Origin of the sequence: Natronospirillum sp., assembly GCF_022565775.1 — a bacterium.
Taxonomy (GTDB): Bacteria; Pseudomonadota; Gammaproteobacteria; order Pseudomonadales; family Natronospirillaceae; genus Natronospirillum.
Genome location: NZ_JAIUMC010000068.1, coordinates 1 through 16568, shown reverse-complemented (window position 1 = coordinate 16568; position 16568 = coordinate 1). Strand labels below are relative to the sequence as shown.

Annotated in this window: 13 protein-coding genes; 8 read left to right on the top strand and 5 right to left on the bottom strand. The window is 62.2% G+C overall.

Annotated features, from left to right (window positions below):
• Nucleotides 1-102: 102 nt before the first annotated feature.
• The gene (locus LAT62_RS12035) at nt 103-558 is read right to left on the bottom strand and encodes a hypothetical protein (protein ID WP_293384035.1); all 456 of its coding nucleotides are present in this window, start codon (nt 556-558) and stop codon (nt 103-105) included.
• A 121-nt stretch (nt 559-679) separates the two neighbouring features.
• Here LAT62_RS12035 and recC point away from each other — a divergent pair, with 121 nt between their 5' ends.
• The 6 genes from recC (at nt 680) to LAT62_RS12005 (ending at nt 13095) form a co-directional block, all read left to right on the top strand.
• A complete protein-coding gene (gene recC / locus LAT62_RS12030) occupies nt 680-4210 on the top strand; it encodes an exodeoxyribonuclease V subunit gamma (protein WP_293384032.1) in 3531 nt (1176 codons plus the stop codon).
• Nucleotides 4207-8019: an exodeoxyribonuclease V subunit beta gene (gene recB / locus LAT62_RS12025; protein ID WP_293384029.1), complete on the top strand. Its 3813-nt coding sequence runs from the start codon at nt 4207-4209 to the stop codon at nt 8017-8019. The genes recC and recB overlap by 4 nt, the downstream gene beginning before the upstream one ends.
• Nucleotides 8016-10103, top strand: coding sequence for an exodeoxyribonuclease V subunit alpha (gene recD, locus LAT62_RS12020; RefSeq protein ID WP_293384026.1), 2088 nt, complete (start codon nt 8016-8018; stop codon nt 10101-10103). The genes recB and recD overlap by 4 nt, the downstream gene beginning before the upstream one ends.
• 28 nt (nt 10104-10131) lie before the next feature.
• On the top strand, nt 10132-10626 hold the full coding sequence (locus tag LAT62_RS12015; RefSeq protein WP_293384023.1) for a GNAT family N-acetyltransferase: 495 nt from the start codon (nt 10132-10134) through the stop codon (nt 10624-10626).
• Nucleotides 10627-10756: 130 nt separating this feature from the next.
• Nucleotides 10757-11644 carry a DMT family transporter gene (locus LAT62_RS12010; RefSeq protein ID WP_293384020.1) on the top strand — a complete coding sequence of 296 codons (888 nt, stop codon included), beginning with the start codon at nt 10757-10759 and terminating at the stop codon, nt 11642-11644.
• The gene (locus LAT62_RS12005; RefSeq protein WP_293384017.1) at nt 11641-13095 is read left to right on the top strand and encodes an MATE family efflux transporter; all 1455 of its coding nucleotides are present in this window, start codon (nt 11641-11643) and stop codon (nt 13093-13095) included. Before LAT62_RS12010 ends, LAT62_RS12005 begins: the two co-directional genes overlap by 4 nt.
• On the opposite strand, the gene LAT62_RS12000 is transcribed toward LAT62_RS12005, so the two are convergent.
• Nucleotides 13092-13406: an AzlD family protein gene (locus LAT62_RS12000; protein WP_367120564.1), complete on the bottom strand. Its 315-nt coding sequence runs from the start codon at nt 13404-13406 to the stop codon at nt 13092-13094. The two genes, LAT62_RS12005 and LAT62_RS12000, sit on opposite strands and share 4 nt — an antisense overlap.
• The gene (locus tag LAT62_RS11995) at nt 13403-14116 is read right to left on the bottom strand and encodes an AzlC family ABC transporter permease (RefSeq protein ID WP_293384014.1); all 714 of its coding nucleotides are present in this window, start codon (nt 14114-14116) and stop codon (nt 13403-13405) included. Before LAT62_RS11995 ends, LAT62_RS12000 begins: the two co-directional genes overlap by 4 nt.
• A 160-nt stretch (nt 14117-14276) precedes the next feature.
• Here LAT62_RS11995 and LAT62_RS11990 point away from each other — a divergent pair, with 160 nt between their 5' ends.
• Together LAT62_RS11990 and LAT62_RS11985 are read left to right on the top strand one after the other, a co-directional pair.
• Nucleotides 14277-14930 (top strand): DsbA family oxidoreductase, encoded by a 654-nt coding sequence (locus tag LAT62_RS11990; RefSeq protein ID WP_293384010.1) that lies wholly within the window; start codon nt 14277-14279, stop codon nt 14928-14930.
• The gene (locus LAT62_RS11985) at nt 14930-15463 is read left to right on the top strand and encodes an acyloxyacyl hydrolase (RefSeq protein WP_293384007.1); all 534 of its coding nucleotides are present in this window, start codon (nt 14930-14932) and stop codon (nt 15461-15463) included. Before LAT62_RS11990 ends, LAT62_RS11985 begins: the two co-directional genes overlap by 1 nt.
• Here LAT62_RS11985 and LAT62_RS11980 read toward each other — a convergent pair.
• Both LAT62_RS11980 and LAT62_RS11975 read right to left on the bottom strand, forming a co-directional pair.
• Nucleotides 15460-15918 carry a YaiI/YqxD family protein gene (locus LAT62_RS11980; protein WP_293384004.1) on the bottom strand — a complete coding sequence of 153 codons (459 nt, stop codon included), beginning with the start codon at nt 15916-15918 and terminating at the stop codon, nt 15460-15462. The two genes, LAT62_RS11985 and LAT62_RS11980, sit on opposite strands and share 4 nt — an antisense overlap.
• Complete coding sequence (locus LAT62_RS11975) at nt 15915-16379, bottom strand: VOC family protein (RefSeq protein WP_293384001.1); 465 nt, start codon at nt 16377-16379, stop codon at nt 15915-15917. The genes LAT62_RS11980 and LAT62_RS11975 overlap by 4 nt, the downstream gene beginning before the upstream one ends.
• Between the last annotated feature and the right edge of the window lie 189 nt (nt 16380-16568).

Sequence of the window (16568 nt, the reverse complement as noted above, 5' to 3'; positions counted from 1 at the left end):
AGGGATGACGTTTTTTGCGTGTCTGCGGTCAGTGTACCCCGCCATCAGGCGGCATAGCATGCAGAGTATTCAACCAAGCCGACCTCCGTTGCGGTAATCCGACTACTTCCGCCAGGTCTCGACGGCACCCAGGCCGTAGCGCTGCACCCACTGGCGCAGTTCTTTCGGTGCCCTGGTTTTCTTGATCACCTGCTCCCCGCTGTAGGGGTTGGTGTAGAGCCCGGCAGGCAGCTTGGGCTCGGCCGGCGGCGCCTGCCGCGAGACAACCGTGTCGCCTTCGCTCAGCACTCGCGCAAAATAGGACTTGAGGTGCTGATGAATACCCTCTTCCTCACCCCGGCGGGATTTGATCCATTTCTCGATATCCTTTTCCAGCACCTGGTAAAGATCAGCGCGCTGCAGACCATGCGTCTGGCAATACTGATCCAGCATCCGGGGTACAGCATCCAGTGCTGCTTCACGTCGTTCGGCGTCTTGCCGTCGAGTCTCCAATAGGGCCAACTTTTCCCTGTATGCCTCCAGTTTGCGGTCGATGTCGTCAATGGAATGTACTGTCACTTGTTGAGTCCGTCGGGTTGTAATTTCGAGGTGCGCGGATTATAGGCAAAAGCGGTCCCCGTTAACAGTTGCCGCGGCAACCTGGCCTGATACCATGAACCTGTCAACACAGGGAGTCAGTATGGGTAAGCCGGAGACCAACAGCCTGCAACCGGGTTTCATGGTACTGCAGGGCAATCGTCTGGAAGCCTTGCGCCAACTGCTGGTCGACTGGACACGCCGCCAGCCCTTGGCTCCCCTCGAGAACGAAATGATCCTCGTCCAGAGCAACGGCATCGCACAGTGGCTCAAACTGGCCCTTGCCGCCGATGAAGACCGAGGTGGTCTGGGTATAGCCGCCGCTCTCGACGTGCAACTGCCCGGACGGTTTCTCTGGCAGGCCTACCGCGCCGTGCTCGGCGATGCTTTGCCAGAACGCTCCCCTTATGACAAGAGCCCCTTGACCTGGCGTATCATGCGCCTGCTGCCCGAGTTGTTGCAGGAGCCCGAATTCGCCCCGTTGCGACGTTTTCTGCGCGATGATCAGGGTCTGCGCAAACAACATCAACTGGCCGAAAAACTGGCCGACCTGTTTGACCAGTATCAGGTATACCGTGCCGACTGGCTGGCCACCTGGGAACAAGGTCTGAACCAGTTGCCCGTGTTCGGCCAATCCACGGTCGACGGGCCCGCCCTGCCCCATGACCAACTCTGGCAGCCCGCGCTTTGGCGCCGTCTGGTCGCCGACATCGAGGCCGAAGCGGAGACAGACACCCGAAGCCGGGCGCAGGTCCACCGGGATTTTCTGCGCGCCGCCGAGGCTCTGACCGCGGACAATCGCCCGTCTGAGCTGCCGCGCCGGGTGATCATATTTGGCCTGTCATCACTGCCACGGCAGACATTGGACGTACTCGCTGCCCTGGTCGGAAGCACCCAGATACTGCTCTGTGTTCACAACCCCTGTCAGGTTTACTGGGGCGACATCATTGAAGGCCGAGACCTGTTCCGTATAGCCTATAGAAGGCAGACCGCACCAGGTGTCACACCCGACCTTGGTGATGCGCACAGCCTGCATACGCAGGCCCACCCGCTGCTGGCGGCCTGGGGACGACAGGGACGCGACTATCTGCGTTTGCTGGACGAGCATGATGAACGACAGGCCTATGAACCCCTGTTTCAGGCCGAGCAACTCGCCATCGATCTGTTCGAGCCACCAAATACCGAACATCTGCTGGGTCAGTTGCAGGACGATATTCTGAACCTGCGTCCTCTGCCGGAATCCCTGGCCAAGTGGCCTGCTGTCGATACCAATCAGGATCATAGCCTGGTGTTTCACGGTGCCCACAGTGCACAGCGCGAAATCGAAATCCTGCATGACCAGTTGCGCGCCGCGCTGGATGCGGACTCGACACTCAACCCCAGAGACATACTGGTCATGGTGCCGGATATCGACCAGTATGCGCCCTATATCCGCGCCGTGTTCGGCCGCCTGGACCGGGACGATCCACGATTTATTCCCTTCACCCTGTCCGATCAGGGCCAGCGCCGACAACAGCCTGTGCTGCTGGGCCTCGACCGGCTGCTGAGCATTGACGAGCTGCGCCTGACGGTCACCGATCTGCTGGACCTGCTCGACATTCCGGCATTGCGCGCCCGGTTTGGCCTGGATGCCGACTCAGTGCCCACGCTGCAGCGCTGGATTCATGGGGCCAATATCCGCTGGGGCCTGCATCAGCAGCATCGCGACCATTTGGGTCTGGGTGCTGCCGGCGAGCAGAACAGCTGGCTGTTCGGCCTGCGGCGCATGCTGCTGGGCTACATGGCCGGCGACCAGAGCTGGCAGTCCATAGAGCCCTATGACGAGATAGGCGGTCTGGAGGCGGCTCTTGTCGGCGCTCTCGATCGGTTGCTGGAGCGACTCGAGCGACAACTGACAGAACTGGCCCAGCCCGCCAGCCCCGCGCAATGGGCGCAGCGCCTGTCGACACTGCAGCAGGATCTTTTTCTGCCCGTGGACGAGCAGGACACCCGGCTTCTGGCACAGCTCGACAGCAGCCTGGAAACCTGGCTGGAAGACTGTCACAGCGCCGGAATGGTCACCGAATTGCCCGCCACCGTAGTGCGCGAAGCGGTGCTGTCACCGCTGGATCAGCCGAGCCTGACGCAACGCTTCATGGCCGGCGCAGTCAATTTTGCCACCCTGATGCCCATGCGGGCCATTCCCTTTCGCCGTATCTGCCTGCTGGGCATGAATGACGGCGACTATCCGCGCCCGGTGCAGCGGCCGGATTTCGACTTGATGCGCCCCGGTGCCGTACCCGATGGCAACGACTACCGGCCCGGCGATCGCTCACGGCGCGAGGACGACCGCTATCTGTTTCTCGAGGCGCTTCTGTCGGCCCGCGAGCAGCTTTATATCAGCTGGATTGCACGCAGTGTGCGCGACAATGCGGAGCGACCGCCCTCGGTGCTGGTGGGCCAGTTGCGTGACCATCTGCGCGCCGGCTGGCAGGCGAAGGATGACTGGTCGATCACCGAAGCCCTGACTACCCTGCATCCTTTGCAGCCCTTCAGTCGCCAGTACTTCCGACCCGATGCCAACCCGCCACCCGCAGTGTTTACCTATGCGAGTGAGTGGGCCGCAGCGCGGGTCGATGGTGCGCCGAATGCCGAAGCACCTGATCAAGCTCTACCTCTGTGGCTACCGGACCGTGCGGTTACGCTGAATCATCTGAGCCAGTTCCTGCGCCAGCCGGCCAGCCTCTTCTTCAGCCTGCGCCTGGGGACCCAGTTCGGCTTTGCGGAAGCACCCGTTGCCGACAGTGAAACCTTTGCCCTAGACGGCCTGTCGCGCTGGCAGCTGAACAACCGTCTGCTCACCCAGGTTCAACTGGATCAGAAGAATTCAGAGTCTACGCTGCCGCAACAGCTCGACGCGGCCGTGGAACACCTGCGTGGCAGCGGTGACTTGCCGTTGCCACCCTTTGACCAGGCGGTGACTGAAGGCCTGGCCACCGAGTTGCTGCCGGCCCTGGAGGCCTGGCAGACGGGTCTGGCAGAGTCCGAGCCACTGGCCCCGGGCGAAATTCGTCTGCAGGTGCCTGGGCCTGACAACACGGACACTGAAGTGGTGCTAGAAGACTGGCTGAGCGACCTGCGCCTGGATCACGCTGGGCAGGGCCTGCGCCAGATACTGCAGCCCAGCCAGTTGTACACGGGCGACACGCTCAAGTGGTATCACCTGATCCGCTACTGGCCCGCCCATCTGGCGGCGCAGTTGATCATGCCCACCCATACACGCCTGCTGGGGCCTGGCTCTGACTTGACACTGGAGCCCATCGCAGCGACTCAGGCCGAGGCCTGGCTGAAAGACCAGCTCAGCGCCTGGGCCGAAGCGCTGCAGACGCCCATGCCCCTGCCCTGCAGGACCGGCTTTGACTGGCTGCTGGAACCCAACAAGGCTGCCCAGACTTATCAGGGCGGCTACCAGCGCCGAGGAGAAGCTGAGGAATCCGAAGTGCTGAGACGCCTGTGGCCCGATTATGGTCAGTTGCTGGAGCAGACCGAATTCAGCCAGTTGGCAGAGCGGCTGTACAAGCCTCTCCAGCAGACGCTGCGGCCGCGGCAAGATGACGGCGATCGTGTCCATACCGACGGGGGAGCCAGCGCATGAGCCAGGCCAATCACACGCTGGACATCCCCACATTTCCCCTGCACGGCAGTCGCTTGATCGAAGCCAGCGCCGGTACCGGCAAGACCTTTACCATTGCTCTGCTCTATGCCCGGTTGATTCTGCAACACGGCGGCAACAATGCCTTTGCACGCCCGCTGACACCACCGGACATCCTGGTAATCACCTTTACCGAAGCGGCCACCGAAGAATTGAAAGACCGCATCCGCCAACGTCTGGTCGAGGCAGCGGAGTGCTTTCTCGCTGACTCGGCCAGCGTTGATACCCGCACACGGCCAGCCGATCCGTTGCTGGCCCTGCGCCATGACTACGACCCGACAGACTGGCCACGCTGTGCCCGCCTGCTGCAGGTGGCTGCCGACTGGATGGATGAAGCCGCCATATCAACCATTCATGGGTGGTGCTATCGCATGCTGCGTGAACATGCTTTCGATACCGGCAGCCTGTTCAGCCAGTCTCTGCTCCACAATGAAGCCGACCTGCTGCAGTCGGTGGTTGAAGACTACTGGCGCATTCACTTCTATCCGCGGAGCCCGACCCTGGCCGGCCTTATCACGGAAACCCTGGCAGAACCGGCCGCACTGGCCCGGCGATTGCGCGGCCTGTTGGGGGCAAGCCAACCACCACTGCTGTTTGACGGGAAACCGGTGCAGGCACCCGCCGACCTGGGTGACCTGTTTGCCGCGCTCGAAGACTGGACGCTGAAACAGAAACAACTGGAAGAGAAGGCACGCCAGCAGTGGCAGCAGGACGCCGACCACTTGGAAGAGTTGCTGCAGGCATGGCAGCCCAACCTGCTGAAAAATACCTACGACCCCAGCAAAGGACCGTCCTTCGCCGAGCGCCTCGCGCACTTGCGCACCTGGGCAGACGGCGGACCGAGACCTGCCGGATTTGCCCATTTCGCAGCAGGTAGCTTCAAGGTCAAGAAGGCGCAGGCCGGTACTGAGCCCGAGCACAAGGCCTTTGGGGCTATCGCGCGGCTGATCGAGCACGAAGAGCGGAAACCGGGTCAGGAGAGCGGCAGCAACCTGGATACGCTGCTGCTGGCACACGCCCGCGACTGGGTCGCCGAACGGTTGCACTTGACCCTGCAGCGCCGCGCCGAAATTGGTTTCAACGACATGCTTCGTCTGCTTGATGACGCCCTGCAGCAGGATGAAACAGGAGCTCTGGCCCGGCGTCTGCGCCATCGGTATCCGGTTGCCCTGGTGGATGAATTTCAGGATACCGATCCCCTGCAGTACCGCATTCTCGATACCATTTACGAGCCCAAAGCCAGTGCACCGGACCGCACGCTGATCATGATCGGCGACCCCAAGCAGGCCATCTACTCCTTCCGCGGGGCAGACATTCGCACCTACCTGGATGCGCGCAGCGCCACTTCGGGCAGACACTATACCCTGGGGCGCAATTTCCGTTCTTCGCGCAGCATGGTCGACGCCGTGAACAGGCTGTTCAAGAACGGCGAAGAATGGGCCCAGGGCGCCTTCCGTTATCGCAGCGGCGAAAAAAATCCATTGCCGTTTCAGCCAGTTGACGCCCAGGGCACTCAGGAGCAACTACAGTTACAGGGGCAGACTGTCACACCGCTCAATATCTGGCTGCAGCCCCCGGACAGCGAAAATGACAAGAACGGCGTTCAGTGGCTGTCCCGGAATGGCTACCAGCGCCAAATGGCCGAAAGCACGGCCTCGACCCTGGTGCAATGGCTCAACGACGAACACAGCGGCTTCGACTCCCCCGAGGGCTGGCGCCGCCTGCGCCCGGCCGATGTGGCGATACTGGTACGCAGCGGCACCGAAGCCGAGGCCGTGCGTCAGGCCCTCAGCCGACGCCAGCTACCCAGTGTCTATCTGTCGGACCGCGCCTCGGTGTTTGAAACCCAGGAGGCCATCGACCTGCTGCACTGGTTGCAGGCCTGTGCCGAGCCGGGCGATGAACGCCTGCTGCGCACGGCGCTGGCAACCGACAGCCTGAACTGGTCTCTGAGTGAACTGGACCGGCTCAATCAGGATGAACTGCTGCGTGAAGCGCAGAGCCAGCGATTTCGTGACTACGCCCGCCGCTGGCGCACCCAGGGCGTCCTGTCCATGGTGCATCGTCTGCTGCACGACCATGACCTGCCCGCCCGTCTATTGCAGCGCGACAACGGCGAACGACGCCTGACCAATCTGCTGCATCTGGCCGAATGGCTGCAACAGGCCAGCGCCCAGGTGGATGGAGAGCAAAGCCTGTTGCGTCTGTTCAGCGAGCAGATTCAGGTCCCGCAGAGTGCCGGCGACGAGCAGATACTGCGCCTGGAAAGTGATGCCGACCTGATCAAGGTGGTCACTATCCACAAATCCAAGGGGCTGGAATATCCGCTGGTCATGCTGCCCTTTGCCAGCAGTTGGCGCATGGTGGATGGCAAGACGCCCATGGTCAGCGTCCCCTGGAAAGGCGGCATGGCCTTGGAGATTGCCGGTAACAAGATTGCGCCGGGCGCTTGGCAACAGGCCGACGATGAACGGCTGAAGGAAGACCTGCGGCTGCTCTATGTGGCCCTGACCCGCGCCCGCCATGCCGTCTGGATGGGCGTTGGCGCGTTGAACCGGGGTAGTACGAAGAGCTCGAAGCTGCATGAAAGCGCGCTGGGTTACCTGCTGGGCGGAGGCGACGAACTGGACCCGGCAGCGCTTGACCAGGCACTGGAGAAACTCTCTGACGCCACCATCAGCGTTACGTCACCTCCGGAGCCCGAAAACACCGTCTGGCAGCCTGACGCCCTCATGCCCTGGCAGCCGGCACGCAAAGTACTCAGAGCCCGACTCGAACCCTGGTGGGTAGCCAGCTATTCGGCGCTCAGTGCCGAGCTGGGCAGCCCGGGCCTGCTCAACTCCGAGGGTGTCGAGCCTCTGCAACCCGCCGAGCCGGAGATCGCTCTGGACGAACTGCAGCGAGAGGAATGGCAGGCCATCGCTGGCACTGAATCCGCTTCAGGTAACGAGGCACCAGCAGAGATGACGGGCCTGCATCGCTTTCCCCGTGGGCCGGAACCCGGAACCTTTTTGCACAATCTGCTGGAATGGGCTGCCAGACATCGACTCACCAACCCAAAAGGCACGCTACACGGCTTCGCGGCCGCCCGCCAGGATGATGCTGGCCGCCGCACCTTCATTGAACAACGATGCCGTCTGCGCGGCTGGGAAGCATGGACCGATACACTGGACAAGTGGCTGGTAGCGCTGCTCGAGCGCCCCTGGGACAGTCTTGATGCAGTTCCGACACCCAGACTGATTGATATCCGGGAGCAGCAGCCGGAACTGGAGTTCTGGCTCTCTGCCCGGCACGTCAGCGCGGCGCAGATTGACCGCCTTGTCAGTTCCGCCCTGATGCCGGAACGAAGCCGACCCAGACTGGGAGAACAGCAACTGAACGGACTGCTCAAGGGCTTTGTCGATCTGGTCTTCAACTGGCAGGGGCGATATTACGTGGCGGACTGGAAATCCAACTGGCTGGGTCCGGATGCCAGCGCCTACAGTACCGACGCCATGACAACTGCCGTCATGTCCAAGCGGTATGACTTGCAAGCCGTTTTGTACACGCTGGCCCTGCATCGTCTGCTGCGCGTGCGCCTGCCGGACTATGATCCCGAGCAACACCTGGGTGGTGCCGTCTACCTGTTTCTGCGCGGGGTCGAAGCACCCACCGGGGGCCTGTGGACCTGTCGACCGCCTGCAGCCCTGCTGGATCAACTCGACACCCTGTTCCGCGGCGACTCTGATGCACCGCAGGAGGACCGACCATGAACGGAGACCCCCACACCCCGGATCTGTTCGGCACCCCAGAGCCGCAGGGGGTACCCGGTACCAGCCCCCCTCCCCCTGCACCCTCTCTGCCCGGTGATGCCCATGCATTGCTGGCTCTGCTGGCCCAGTGGACGGAGCGCGGCTGGTTGCGCTCACTGGATCGCGCCCTGGTCCGCTTCTGTCATGAACAGTGTCCTCAGGCTTCACCTCTGGCCTTGCTGCTGGTGGCCCTGACCAGCCACCAGGTGGGCAGAGGTCATGTCTGCCTGGATCTGGCCGATCTGCAGGCACAGCCGGAACGGGTTCTGTCTCTGCCACCGGATGAGCTGTCTCCCGATGAGACACCGCCGACGCCGGCTGACCTGCTGCACGGATTGCAGGTGCAGGACTGCACCCGTGCGCTGAATGAATCCGGTCTGCTCGGCAGCTCTGGCGCAGACCAGGGGCCCCTGGTATTGGATGACGGTGCCAACGGCACCCCGCTGCTGTATCTGCGCCGCTATTGGCAGTATGAGCGCCAGATCGAATCGGCTCTCCAGCAACGTCTGGACAGGCCGGTACCGGTGGATGATCAGGTACTGTCCGAGGGCCTGGCCGCCCTGTTCGGCCCGCCTCCCGAGGCAGATGCACCGGACTGGCAACGCATCGCCTGTGCGCTGGCTGCCCGCCAGCGCTTTGCCATCATCACGGGCGGCCCGGGCACCGGCAAGACCACGACCGTGGTGCGTCTGCTGGCACTGCTGCAGGCACAGACCTTCGCGCAGCAGCAATCGCCTCTGCGCATCGCCCTGACGGCACCCACCGGCAAGGCAGCGGCGCGACTGAACGAATCCATCGGGGGCCAGGTCGAAGACCTGGATCTCAGCGGGCTGCCCGGCAGCGACCGCCTGCGCGACCATATCCCGGATCAGGTCACTACCCTGCACCGGTTGCTGGGTGCACGCCCCGACAGCCGTCATTTTCGCCATCACCGGGGCAACCCGCTGCATCTGGACCTGCTGGTAGTCGACGAGGCGTCCATGGTGGATGTGGAGATGATGTCCCGCCTGCTGGAAGCACTGCCGCCCACTGCTCGGGTCATACTGCTCGGCGACAAGGATCAGTTGGCTTCGGTAGAAGCCGGCGCCGTGCTGGGCAATCTGTGTCAGCGTGCCGAGCAGGCGTTTTATCAACCCCAGGTCGCGACCTGGGTGCAGGCGGTCACCGGCGGACGGATACCCGATCACTTGCAGGATGCAGGCGGCCGACCGCTCGATCAGGCGGTTACCATGCTGCGTGTCAGCCATCGCTTCGGGGCCGACAGCGGCATCGGCCAACTGGCTCGGGCGGTTAATCAGGGCGACGGCAAGAAGGCTGCCGAGCACCTGCAGCAGGCCGGCAAAACGTCCGATATCGAGTGGCCGCAGGCACTGGGCCGGGACACGACTGCCCTGCTCGACTGGTGGGTCGGAAAACTGCAGCCCACCCTGGCCTGGCAGACCGAACATCAGCCTGCCCCTGATGCGGACCGGGCCACCTTTGATGAGTGGGCACGAACCGTACTGTCGCGCCTCGGTGACTTCCAGTTGCTGTGCGCGGTGCGCAGCGGGCCCCAGGGGGTCGACCAGTTGAACCAGCACCTGACCCGGGCACTGCATCAGGCCGGTCTGGTTCAGGCAGAGCATGGCTGGTTCGCCGGGCGCCCGGTGATGGTTACCCGCAACGACTACAGCCTGGGCCTGATGAACGGTGATATCGGCATGACGCTTTACGGGCCAACTCTCGGTGGCACGGGCGATGGGTATCAGTTGCGCGTTGCCTTTCCGGCCAGCGACGGCTCGGACAGCATCCACTGGGTGTTGCCCAGTCGCCTGCAGGCTGTCGAGACCGTCTATGCGATGACCGTGCACAAGTCTCAGGGCTCCGAGTTCAGTCATACAGCCCTGGTGCTGCCAGCCCGACGCTCCCCGGTGCTGACCCGCGAACTGGTCTACACCGGCATTACCCGGGCCAGAGCCCGCTTTTCGCTGATCGCGGGAGAGGCCGGACTGTTTCGCGAAGCAGTCAGTACGCAGGTCCGCCGAGTCAGTGGCCTCGTATTGTAGTGCGCAGAACGGACACCCGGGAGGCAGCGTGAGCGACATTCATTTGCGTGAGATATCAGCTTCTGAATTGGACAAGGCGAATCAGCTTGTGGTCGCGGCCATCCAGAGCTGGGACATGCCACCTCGCCTGCTGCGTCTGGTTGCCGGAACACATCAGTATGAAGCCGCCGATTTTCAGACCATGCGCTTGTTCCTGCTGGACAACGACAACGAGGAAACTGTCGGCATGCTGGCCGTGGAGGATTATCCGGGTGAAGAAGCCGGCTGTGCAGAGCGCGTGCTGCTCCTGCACGGCCTTTATATCCACCCGGAGTATCATGGTCGGGGCTTCGGCCGAGCAGCTGTCTCCGCCACCCAGCACCTGGCGCGCGATGGCGGCTTTGCTGGTGTCCTGATCAAGGCCCACAGCTCCGCGAAAGGCTTTTTCAATCGGCTCGGCCTCCAGCACTTGCCAGTCCGTGATGACACCACGGATTATCCCTACCGCTACTGGTGGCCAGCCTCGAAGGGACAGCAGCGCTGAACGCCTGCGCAACCCGTCCTTGCTGCTTTACAGCTCCGGCTTTCGACTCTGACAGGTCGACTTTCCCCACAGGCTTTTTGGCGTTAATCTGCCTGCCCGATTAAGGGATATTCTGAACCCAAGGAATGAAATGACCACCACTGATTCACTGCGTCTGGTCTTGCTGTCCAGCCTGTGGGGCCTCTCGTTCATTTTCATGCGTGTGGCCGTACCGGAGTTCGGACCCATGCCACTGATCCTCGTCCGCATGGGCGTGGCCGCTCTGTGCCTGGCGCCTCTGCTGTTCATGAGCAGGAGTTACCTGAAGCTGTTCTGGGACAACAAGGGCGGTCTGTTTGTCGTGGGGCTGATCAATCATGCCATGCCCTTCACGTTGCTGGCCCTGGCCACGACGCAACTGGAAGCAGGCTTCACATCTCTGATCAACGCCACGACGCCCATCTTCACGGCACTGATCGGTGCGCTCATCTTTGCCACACCGGTCACCCGCCAGCAGTATTTCGGCCTGGCGCTGGCCCTGTTCGGTGTCTACATACTGTCCGCCAACCGCCTCGACTTCTCGGTCGGTGGTGACGGCTGGTTTATCCTCGCCGCGCTGGGGGCCACCGTCTGCTATGGCATCGCCACCAACTACTCCAAAACACGCCTGCCGCACCTGCCTGCCCGAGTTCTGGCCGCCGGCAGTGTGGCCATGGCCTCGCTGATTCTGGTGGTTCCCGGCATTCTGCTGTGGCCTGCCGAGCCGATCAGCACCCTGGCCTGGGGTAACGCGCTGGGGCTGGCGGTGTTCAGCACCACAGTGGCCTTTTTGCTCTATTTCGGCCTGATTGCCAGTGCCGGGGCGACCGCGACCTCTACGGTCACCTTTCTGGTACCGGTCACAGCGCTGATCTGGGCCTATGTACTGCTGGGTGAAGTGCTGACCCTGCAAATGGTCATCGGCATGGTGATTACACTGCTTGGCACGGCCATAACCACTCGCCTGATCAAACTGCGCAAACCATCAATCCCGACATGACCGAGCAAACCACTCTCAACGACCCGAGCAGCCTGCCGCCTGCTTCCGCCCATGACGACACGGAGCAACCTCCGCCGGAAACCCGGGGCACACTGGTGCAACGCACCCTGGCCGAATGGCGCAATCTGGCGATATTGGGCGGGCCCATTCTGATCGCGCAGCTCGCACAGATGGCCAACGGGGTAATCGATACCGTGATGGCCGGAAATGCCAGTGCCACCGACCTGACCGGTGTGGCCATTGGGTCCAGCCTCTGGGCGCCGCTTTTCCTGCTTTTCATGGGCACCCTCAACGCCCTGCAGCCCATTATCTCCGGGCACAATGGTGCGCGGCGCACCGACAAGGTGATGCCGGTTGCCTGGCAGGGCATCTATATCGCGCTGGGCTGTTCCGTACTGATGATTCTGCTGCTGACTCAGGTCAGGCCCGTGCTCGACCTGTTGCAGCTCGACCCGGCCAGTGCCAGCATCACGCAGGGCTATCTGCGGGCCTTTGCCTGGGGCATTCCGGCGCTGCTGTTGATGATTGCCATTCGCGGCCTGACCGACGGTCTGGGTCATACCCGGATCATCATGGTGTTTTCTCTGCTGCAGGCCAGCATCAATCTGCCGCTCAACTACATCTTCATTTACGGCAAACTGGGTGTGCCGGCCATGGGCGGTATCGGCTGTGGCTGGGCAACAGCTATCTCTTTGTGGGTCGCTCTGGGCGCCCTGCTGATCTACCTCAACCGGAGCCGGATATTCCGTCAATTTCACTACTGGCCGGCGCGCCAGCGGCCGAATCCGGCCGAGATCAAACGCCTGCTGCGTCTTGGCGTACCCATCGGGGTCACCATTTTCGTGGAGGCCAGCATGTTTTCGGTAATCGCGCTGTTTCTGGCACCCCTGGGGCCGACCATCGTCGCCGGCCACCAGATTGCTCTCAATGTGGTGTCGGTGGTGTTCATGGTGCCGCTCAGTCTGGGCCTGGCGCTGACCCTGCGCATCAGTTATCTGCTGGGGGCGGGTACGCCTGACACGGCGCGTTTGCTGGCCAGATCTTCACTGCTGCTGGGGATGACAGTGGCGCTGCTGTTCGCCAGCCTTCTGTTTGTTGGCAGAGAGCCCATCGCTGCCCTCTACTCGCAGGAGGATGGCGTACGCAGGGTGGCGGCGCAGCTGATTCTGTTTGCGGCACTGTTCCAGATTGCCGATGTCATTCAGGTAACAGCGATCAGTGCGCTGCGCGGCTACCGCGATACCCGCGTGCCGCTGCTGATCATGCTGCTGTCTTTCTGGGGCGTCTGCCTGCCGCTTGGCTACACACTGACCTTCACCGATTGGTTGCTACCGGCACAGGGCGCACCGGGCTTCTGGGTCGGGCTGACGGTGGGGCTGATCTGCGCCAGCCTGATGCTGACCGCGCGGCTGTTTCTGTTCCAGACGCGCTCGGAACCGGAGGCGAGCTAGAAAAACGCCCGCCAGCCAGCGGCCATCACGATACCTGCCATTATGGCCACCAGTGTCTTCTTCGTTGTCAGCATGACCACGGCGGTGGTTGCCAGCGCCAGCCGAGCGGCCAGATCGCCCTCTACGGCGAGCGGCACCACGATAGCCACCAGGGCCGAGCCGGACATGGCGTAGATAAAGCGCTCGGCACGGCGCCCTATCTTCATGCGCGACATGATCAGCACACCGCCAATGCGCGTCATGTAGGCCACGAGCCCCATCAGCAGAATAACCCCGAAACCGGTCAGTGCGGTCAGCGGAATACTCATCATTCGTCCACCCCCCGGATAAATATCCCGGTCAGCCCGCCGGCCAAAGCACCCACCACCACATGCGCGTTGTCCGGCAGCCACTGCAGCGCCGCCACAGTGGCCAGAGCGGCCACCGTCCAGGGCAGAATCATGCGTTTCTTGTTGCTGCCCCCAAGTATCATCACCAGCAGAAAGCAGCTCATGATCACGTCCAGGCCCCAGCGCTCGGGATCATCGAAACCGGCACCCAGACCGATGCCAATCGCCGTGCCTATCATCCAGGCAGCCCAGAGGGCCATGCCGCCGCCCAGCAGAAGCCCGACATCGCGCGCGCCCTTGTAATAGTCGTTGAACGACATGGCCCAGTTGGCGTCACTGAGGAAAAACAGCGTGCCATAGCGTTCGCGGCGCGTCGGCAGTTCGCGAACCCAGGGATACAGAGAGGCACTCATCAGCAGATGGCGGGAATTGATGGCAAAGGTGATGATCACCACCGTGGCCAGTGAAATCGGCGAAGACCAGACCTCCAGCACGCCGAACTGCGAGGCCCCGGCAAACACCACAGCACTCATTAGCATGATCTGGGGGCCACTGAGCCCGGCCTGCAGGGCCGCGACGCTGAAGGCGAGGCCGAAGATGACGACGAACAGACTGAGCGGCGCCATGCGTTTGAACCCATCCAGAGTACCGGCTCGGGTCAGGCAGGTTGCGACGGGTTGCTCCGGGGGCATGGTCATTCCTTTTGACTGAACTGGCAGCCGACTCTGATTGGGGAGCTACAACCATACCGGATTCGCCAGCCGGAATCAGGGGGCTGGAGACGGCAAGGTGAGTGCCTGGCTGGAGTGCTTGCGTTACACTACACAGACGCCCAATTGGAAGACGACCGCCATGAAAGAGACACGCTTGAGTATCGACATTGTATCCGACACGGTGTGTCCGTGGTGTGTGATCGGCTATCGCAATCTGCAGCAGGCACTGCGCGAACTGGCACCCGAGATCAGTGCCGATATACGCTGGCGACCCTTCCAGTTGAATCCGGACATTCCGCCGGAGGGTGAAAGCCTGTTTGAGCATATCCGCAAGAAATACGGGTCGAGCGAGGCCGAATCCAGAGCCATGCGCGAACGAATTACCGCTTTGGGCGCCGAATCCGGCTTCGAGTTCCGGTTTACCGATGACTTCAAGACCTGGAATACCTTCGACACGCACCGGGCGCTGCTCTGGGCTGCGGATCAGGGCAGGGAAACGGCGCTGCAGGAGGCCCTGTTCACGGCCTACTTTACCCAGGGTGAAAACCCGGGCGATCCGGAAGTGCTGGTTCGGGAAGCGGCCAGTGCTGGTCTTGCAGCAGACGATCTGCGCGAGGTGCTGAGCAGTGACCGTTACCGGGCCGAGACGGTCAAAGCGTTGCAGGAGGTCCAGCAACTGGGCATCACCGGAGTGCCCAACTTCATCATCAATCAGCGCTACAGCATCAGTGGCGGCCAGCCTGTTGCGGCGTTTCGCGACATCCTCACCCGTCTGGCCAACGAGGCCGCCTGATGATCGGGACCCGTACTGCGCTGCTATCCAGTCTGCTGTCCATGGGGCTGCTCGGCGCGCCGGCTGCGGCGGCAGAGGCAGCAACCGGCGGTAGCGATCCGGCAGCCTATGTGCAGGTCTTTATCGGGCAGGTTGACGTGGGACGGCCACAGGCGGATTCGCAATATGGTGTCGAATGGCTGCCCGCACTGCGCTGGACCGGCTTCGACCTACAGCCAGTAGCCGGCTTGCTGCGCACCCGCCATGGCTCGCATATGGTCTATGGCGGCATCCAGAGACGCACTGCCTTCATGCGCTCCGGCGAAGGGCCTGCACTCAATGTCGGTTTAGCACCCGGGCTCTACCTGCATGGCGGCAACAGCGATACCGACCTGGGTTTCCCGCTGCAATTCATGTCCAGTGTGGGGGTTGATCACCAGTTTCCCGATGGCACACGGATTGGGCTATGGTTCAGCCATATCTCCAACGCCTCGCTGTCGGACGACAATCCGGGCACCGAGTTGCTGACATTGAAGTACGGTCTGAAGTTTTAGGACGTCTGCCGGCGATGCCCGGCGAGAAAGCGGTCCAGTTGATCGGCAAACCGCTTGCGATCAGACTGATTGAGTGTCGGCGGGCCACCGGTCTGTACCCCGCTGGAGCGCAGAGTCTCCATGAAATCACGCATGTTCAGTCGGGCACGGATATTCTGTTCCGTGTACCTTTCCCCCCGTGGATTGAGCGCCGTACCACCCTTCTCGATCACTTCTGCCGCCAAGGGTATATCCGCCGTGATCACCAGATCACCGGCCGACAGGCGCTGCACGATTTCATTGTCGGCAACATCAAACCCCTGAGCGACCTGGATTGCGTTGATCCAGGGGGAGTTCGGTGTGCGCTGGGGCTGGTTGGCCACCAGAGTGACCTCGACCTTCCAGCGCCCGGCGGCACGGAACAGAATCTCTCGAATCACATTCGGACAGGCATCTGCATCAACCCAGATCTTCAACGACCACTCCCCTGTTCTGTCGGCGCCTCTGCTGGCGGCCCCTTGAGTTCCACCACATTGTTCTCCGGATCCGGGACATAAATGGAAGGCCCCTGACCCTGGGCACCATAACGGGACTCCACCGGACCAGGCTCGGCACCCTTGCGGCGCAGGTAGGCGATGATGGCATCCCCGTCGAACGGCGACACACTGAGGCACAAATGGTCGAGATTGCGGCCCTCTGTGCCCGGAGCAGCGCCACCCTGACGGCCAAGTTGTCCATCTACCGGGACCATGTCAATCAGTGCTGATCCGGCACGCAACTGATAAAGCCCCGGTCCGGACTGCACTTTTTCCAGCGTGCAGCCCAGCACATCCTGATAGAACTCCAGCATGACATCCACATCACGCACGCGAAGCACGATATGGTCGAGCTGCTCAATGCCGAAAGGCGGCTGTTCTATCATCCAATCAACACTCATTCCAAGTCCCGGTGGCCGCTGACCATGACCAGGCTCGCCGGCCCGGTCAGACCCGCGGCCCTGCGTCCCCGGGAGGGGGACTGCGTCGCTCGCCTTCGGGCACATCGGTATCCAATTCGATTTCCTGCTCTGTGCCATCAAACCAGAAGCGGATAATGGCCATTTCATCCTGTGGCGTGGCCTGCACCA

Bases quoted from the DNA above. Each gene is read 5' to 3' on its own strand.
- recC (WP_293384032.1), top strand. From the start codon at position 680: ATGGGTAAGCCGGAGACCAACAGCCTGCAACCGGGTTTCATGGTACTG.
- recB (WP_293384029.1), top strand. From the start codon at position 4,207: ATGAGCCAGGCCAATCACACGCTGGACATCCCCACATTTCCCCTGCAC.
- recD (WP_293384026.1), top strand. From the start codon at position 8,016: ATGAACGGAGACCCCCACACCCCGGATCTGTTCGGCACCCCAGAGCCG.
- LAT62_RS12010 (WP_293384020.1), top strand. From the start codon at position 10,757: ATGACCACCACTGATTCACTGCGTCTGGTCTTGCTGTCCAGCCTGTGG.
- LAT62_RS12005 (WP_293384017.1), top strand. From the start codon at position 11,641: ATGACCGAGCAAACCACTCTCAACGACCCGAGCAGCCTGCCGCCTGCT.
- LAT62_RS12000 (WP_367120564.1), bottom strand. From the start codon at position 13,406: ATGATGAGTATTCCGCTGACCGCACTGACCGGTTTCGGGGTTATTCTG.
- LAT62_RS11995 (WP_293384014.1), bottom strand. From the start codon at position 14,116: ATGCCCCCGGAGCAACCCGTCGCAACCTGCCTGACCCGAGCCGGTACT.
- LAT62_RS11990 (WP_293384010.1), top strand. From the start codon at position 14,277: ATGAAAGAGACACGCTTGAGTATCGACATTGTATCCGACACGGTGTGT.
- LAT62_RS11985 (WP_293384007.1), top strand. From the start codon at position 14,930: ATGATCGGGACCCGTACTGCGCTGCTATCCAGTCTGCTGTCCATGGGG.
- LAT62_RS11975 (WP_293384001.1), bottom strand. From the start codon at position 16,379: ATGAGTGTTGATTGGATGATAGAACAGCCGCCTTTCGGCATTGAGCAG.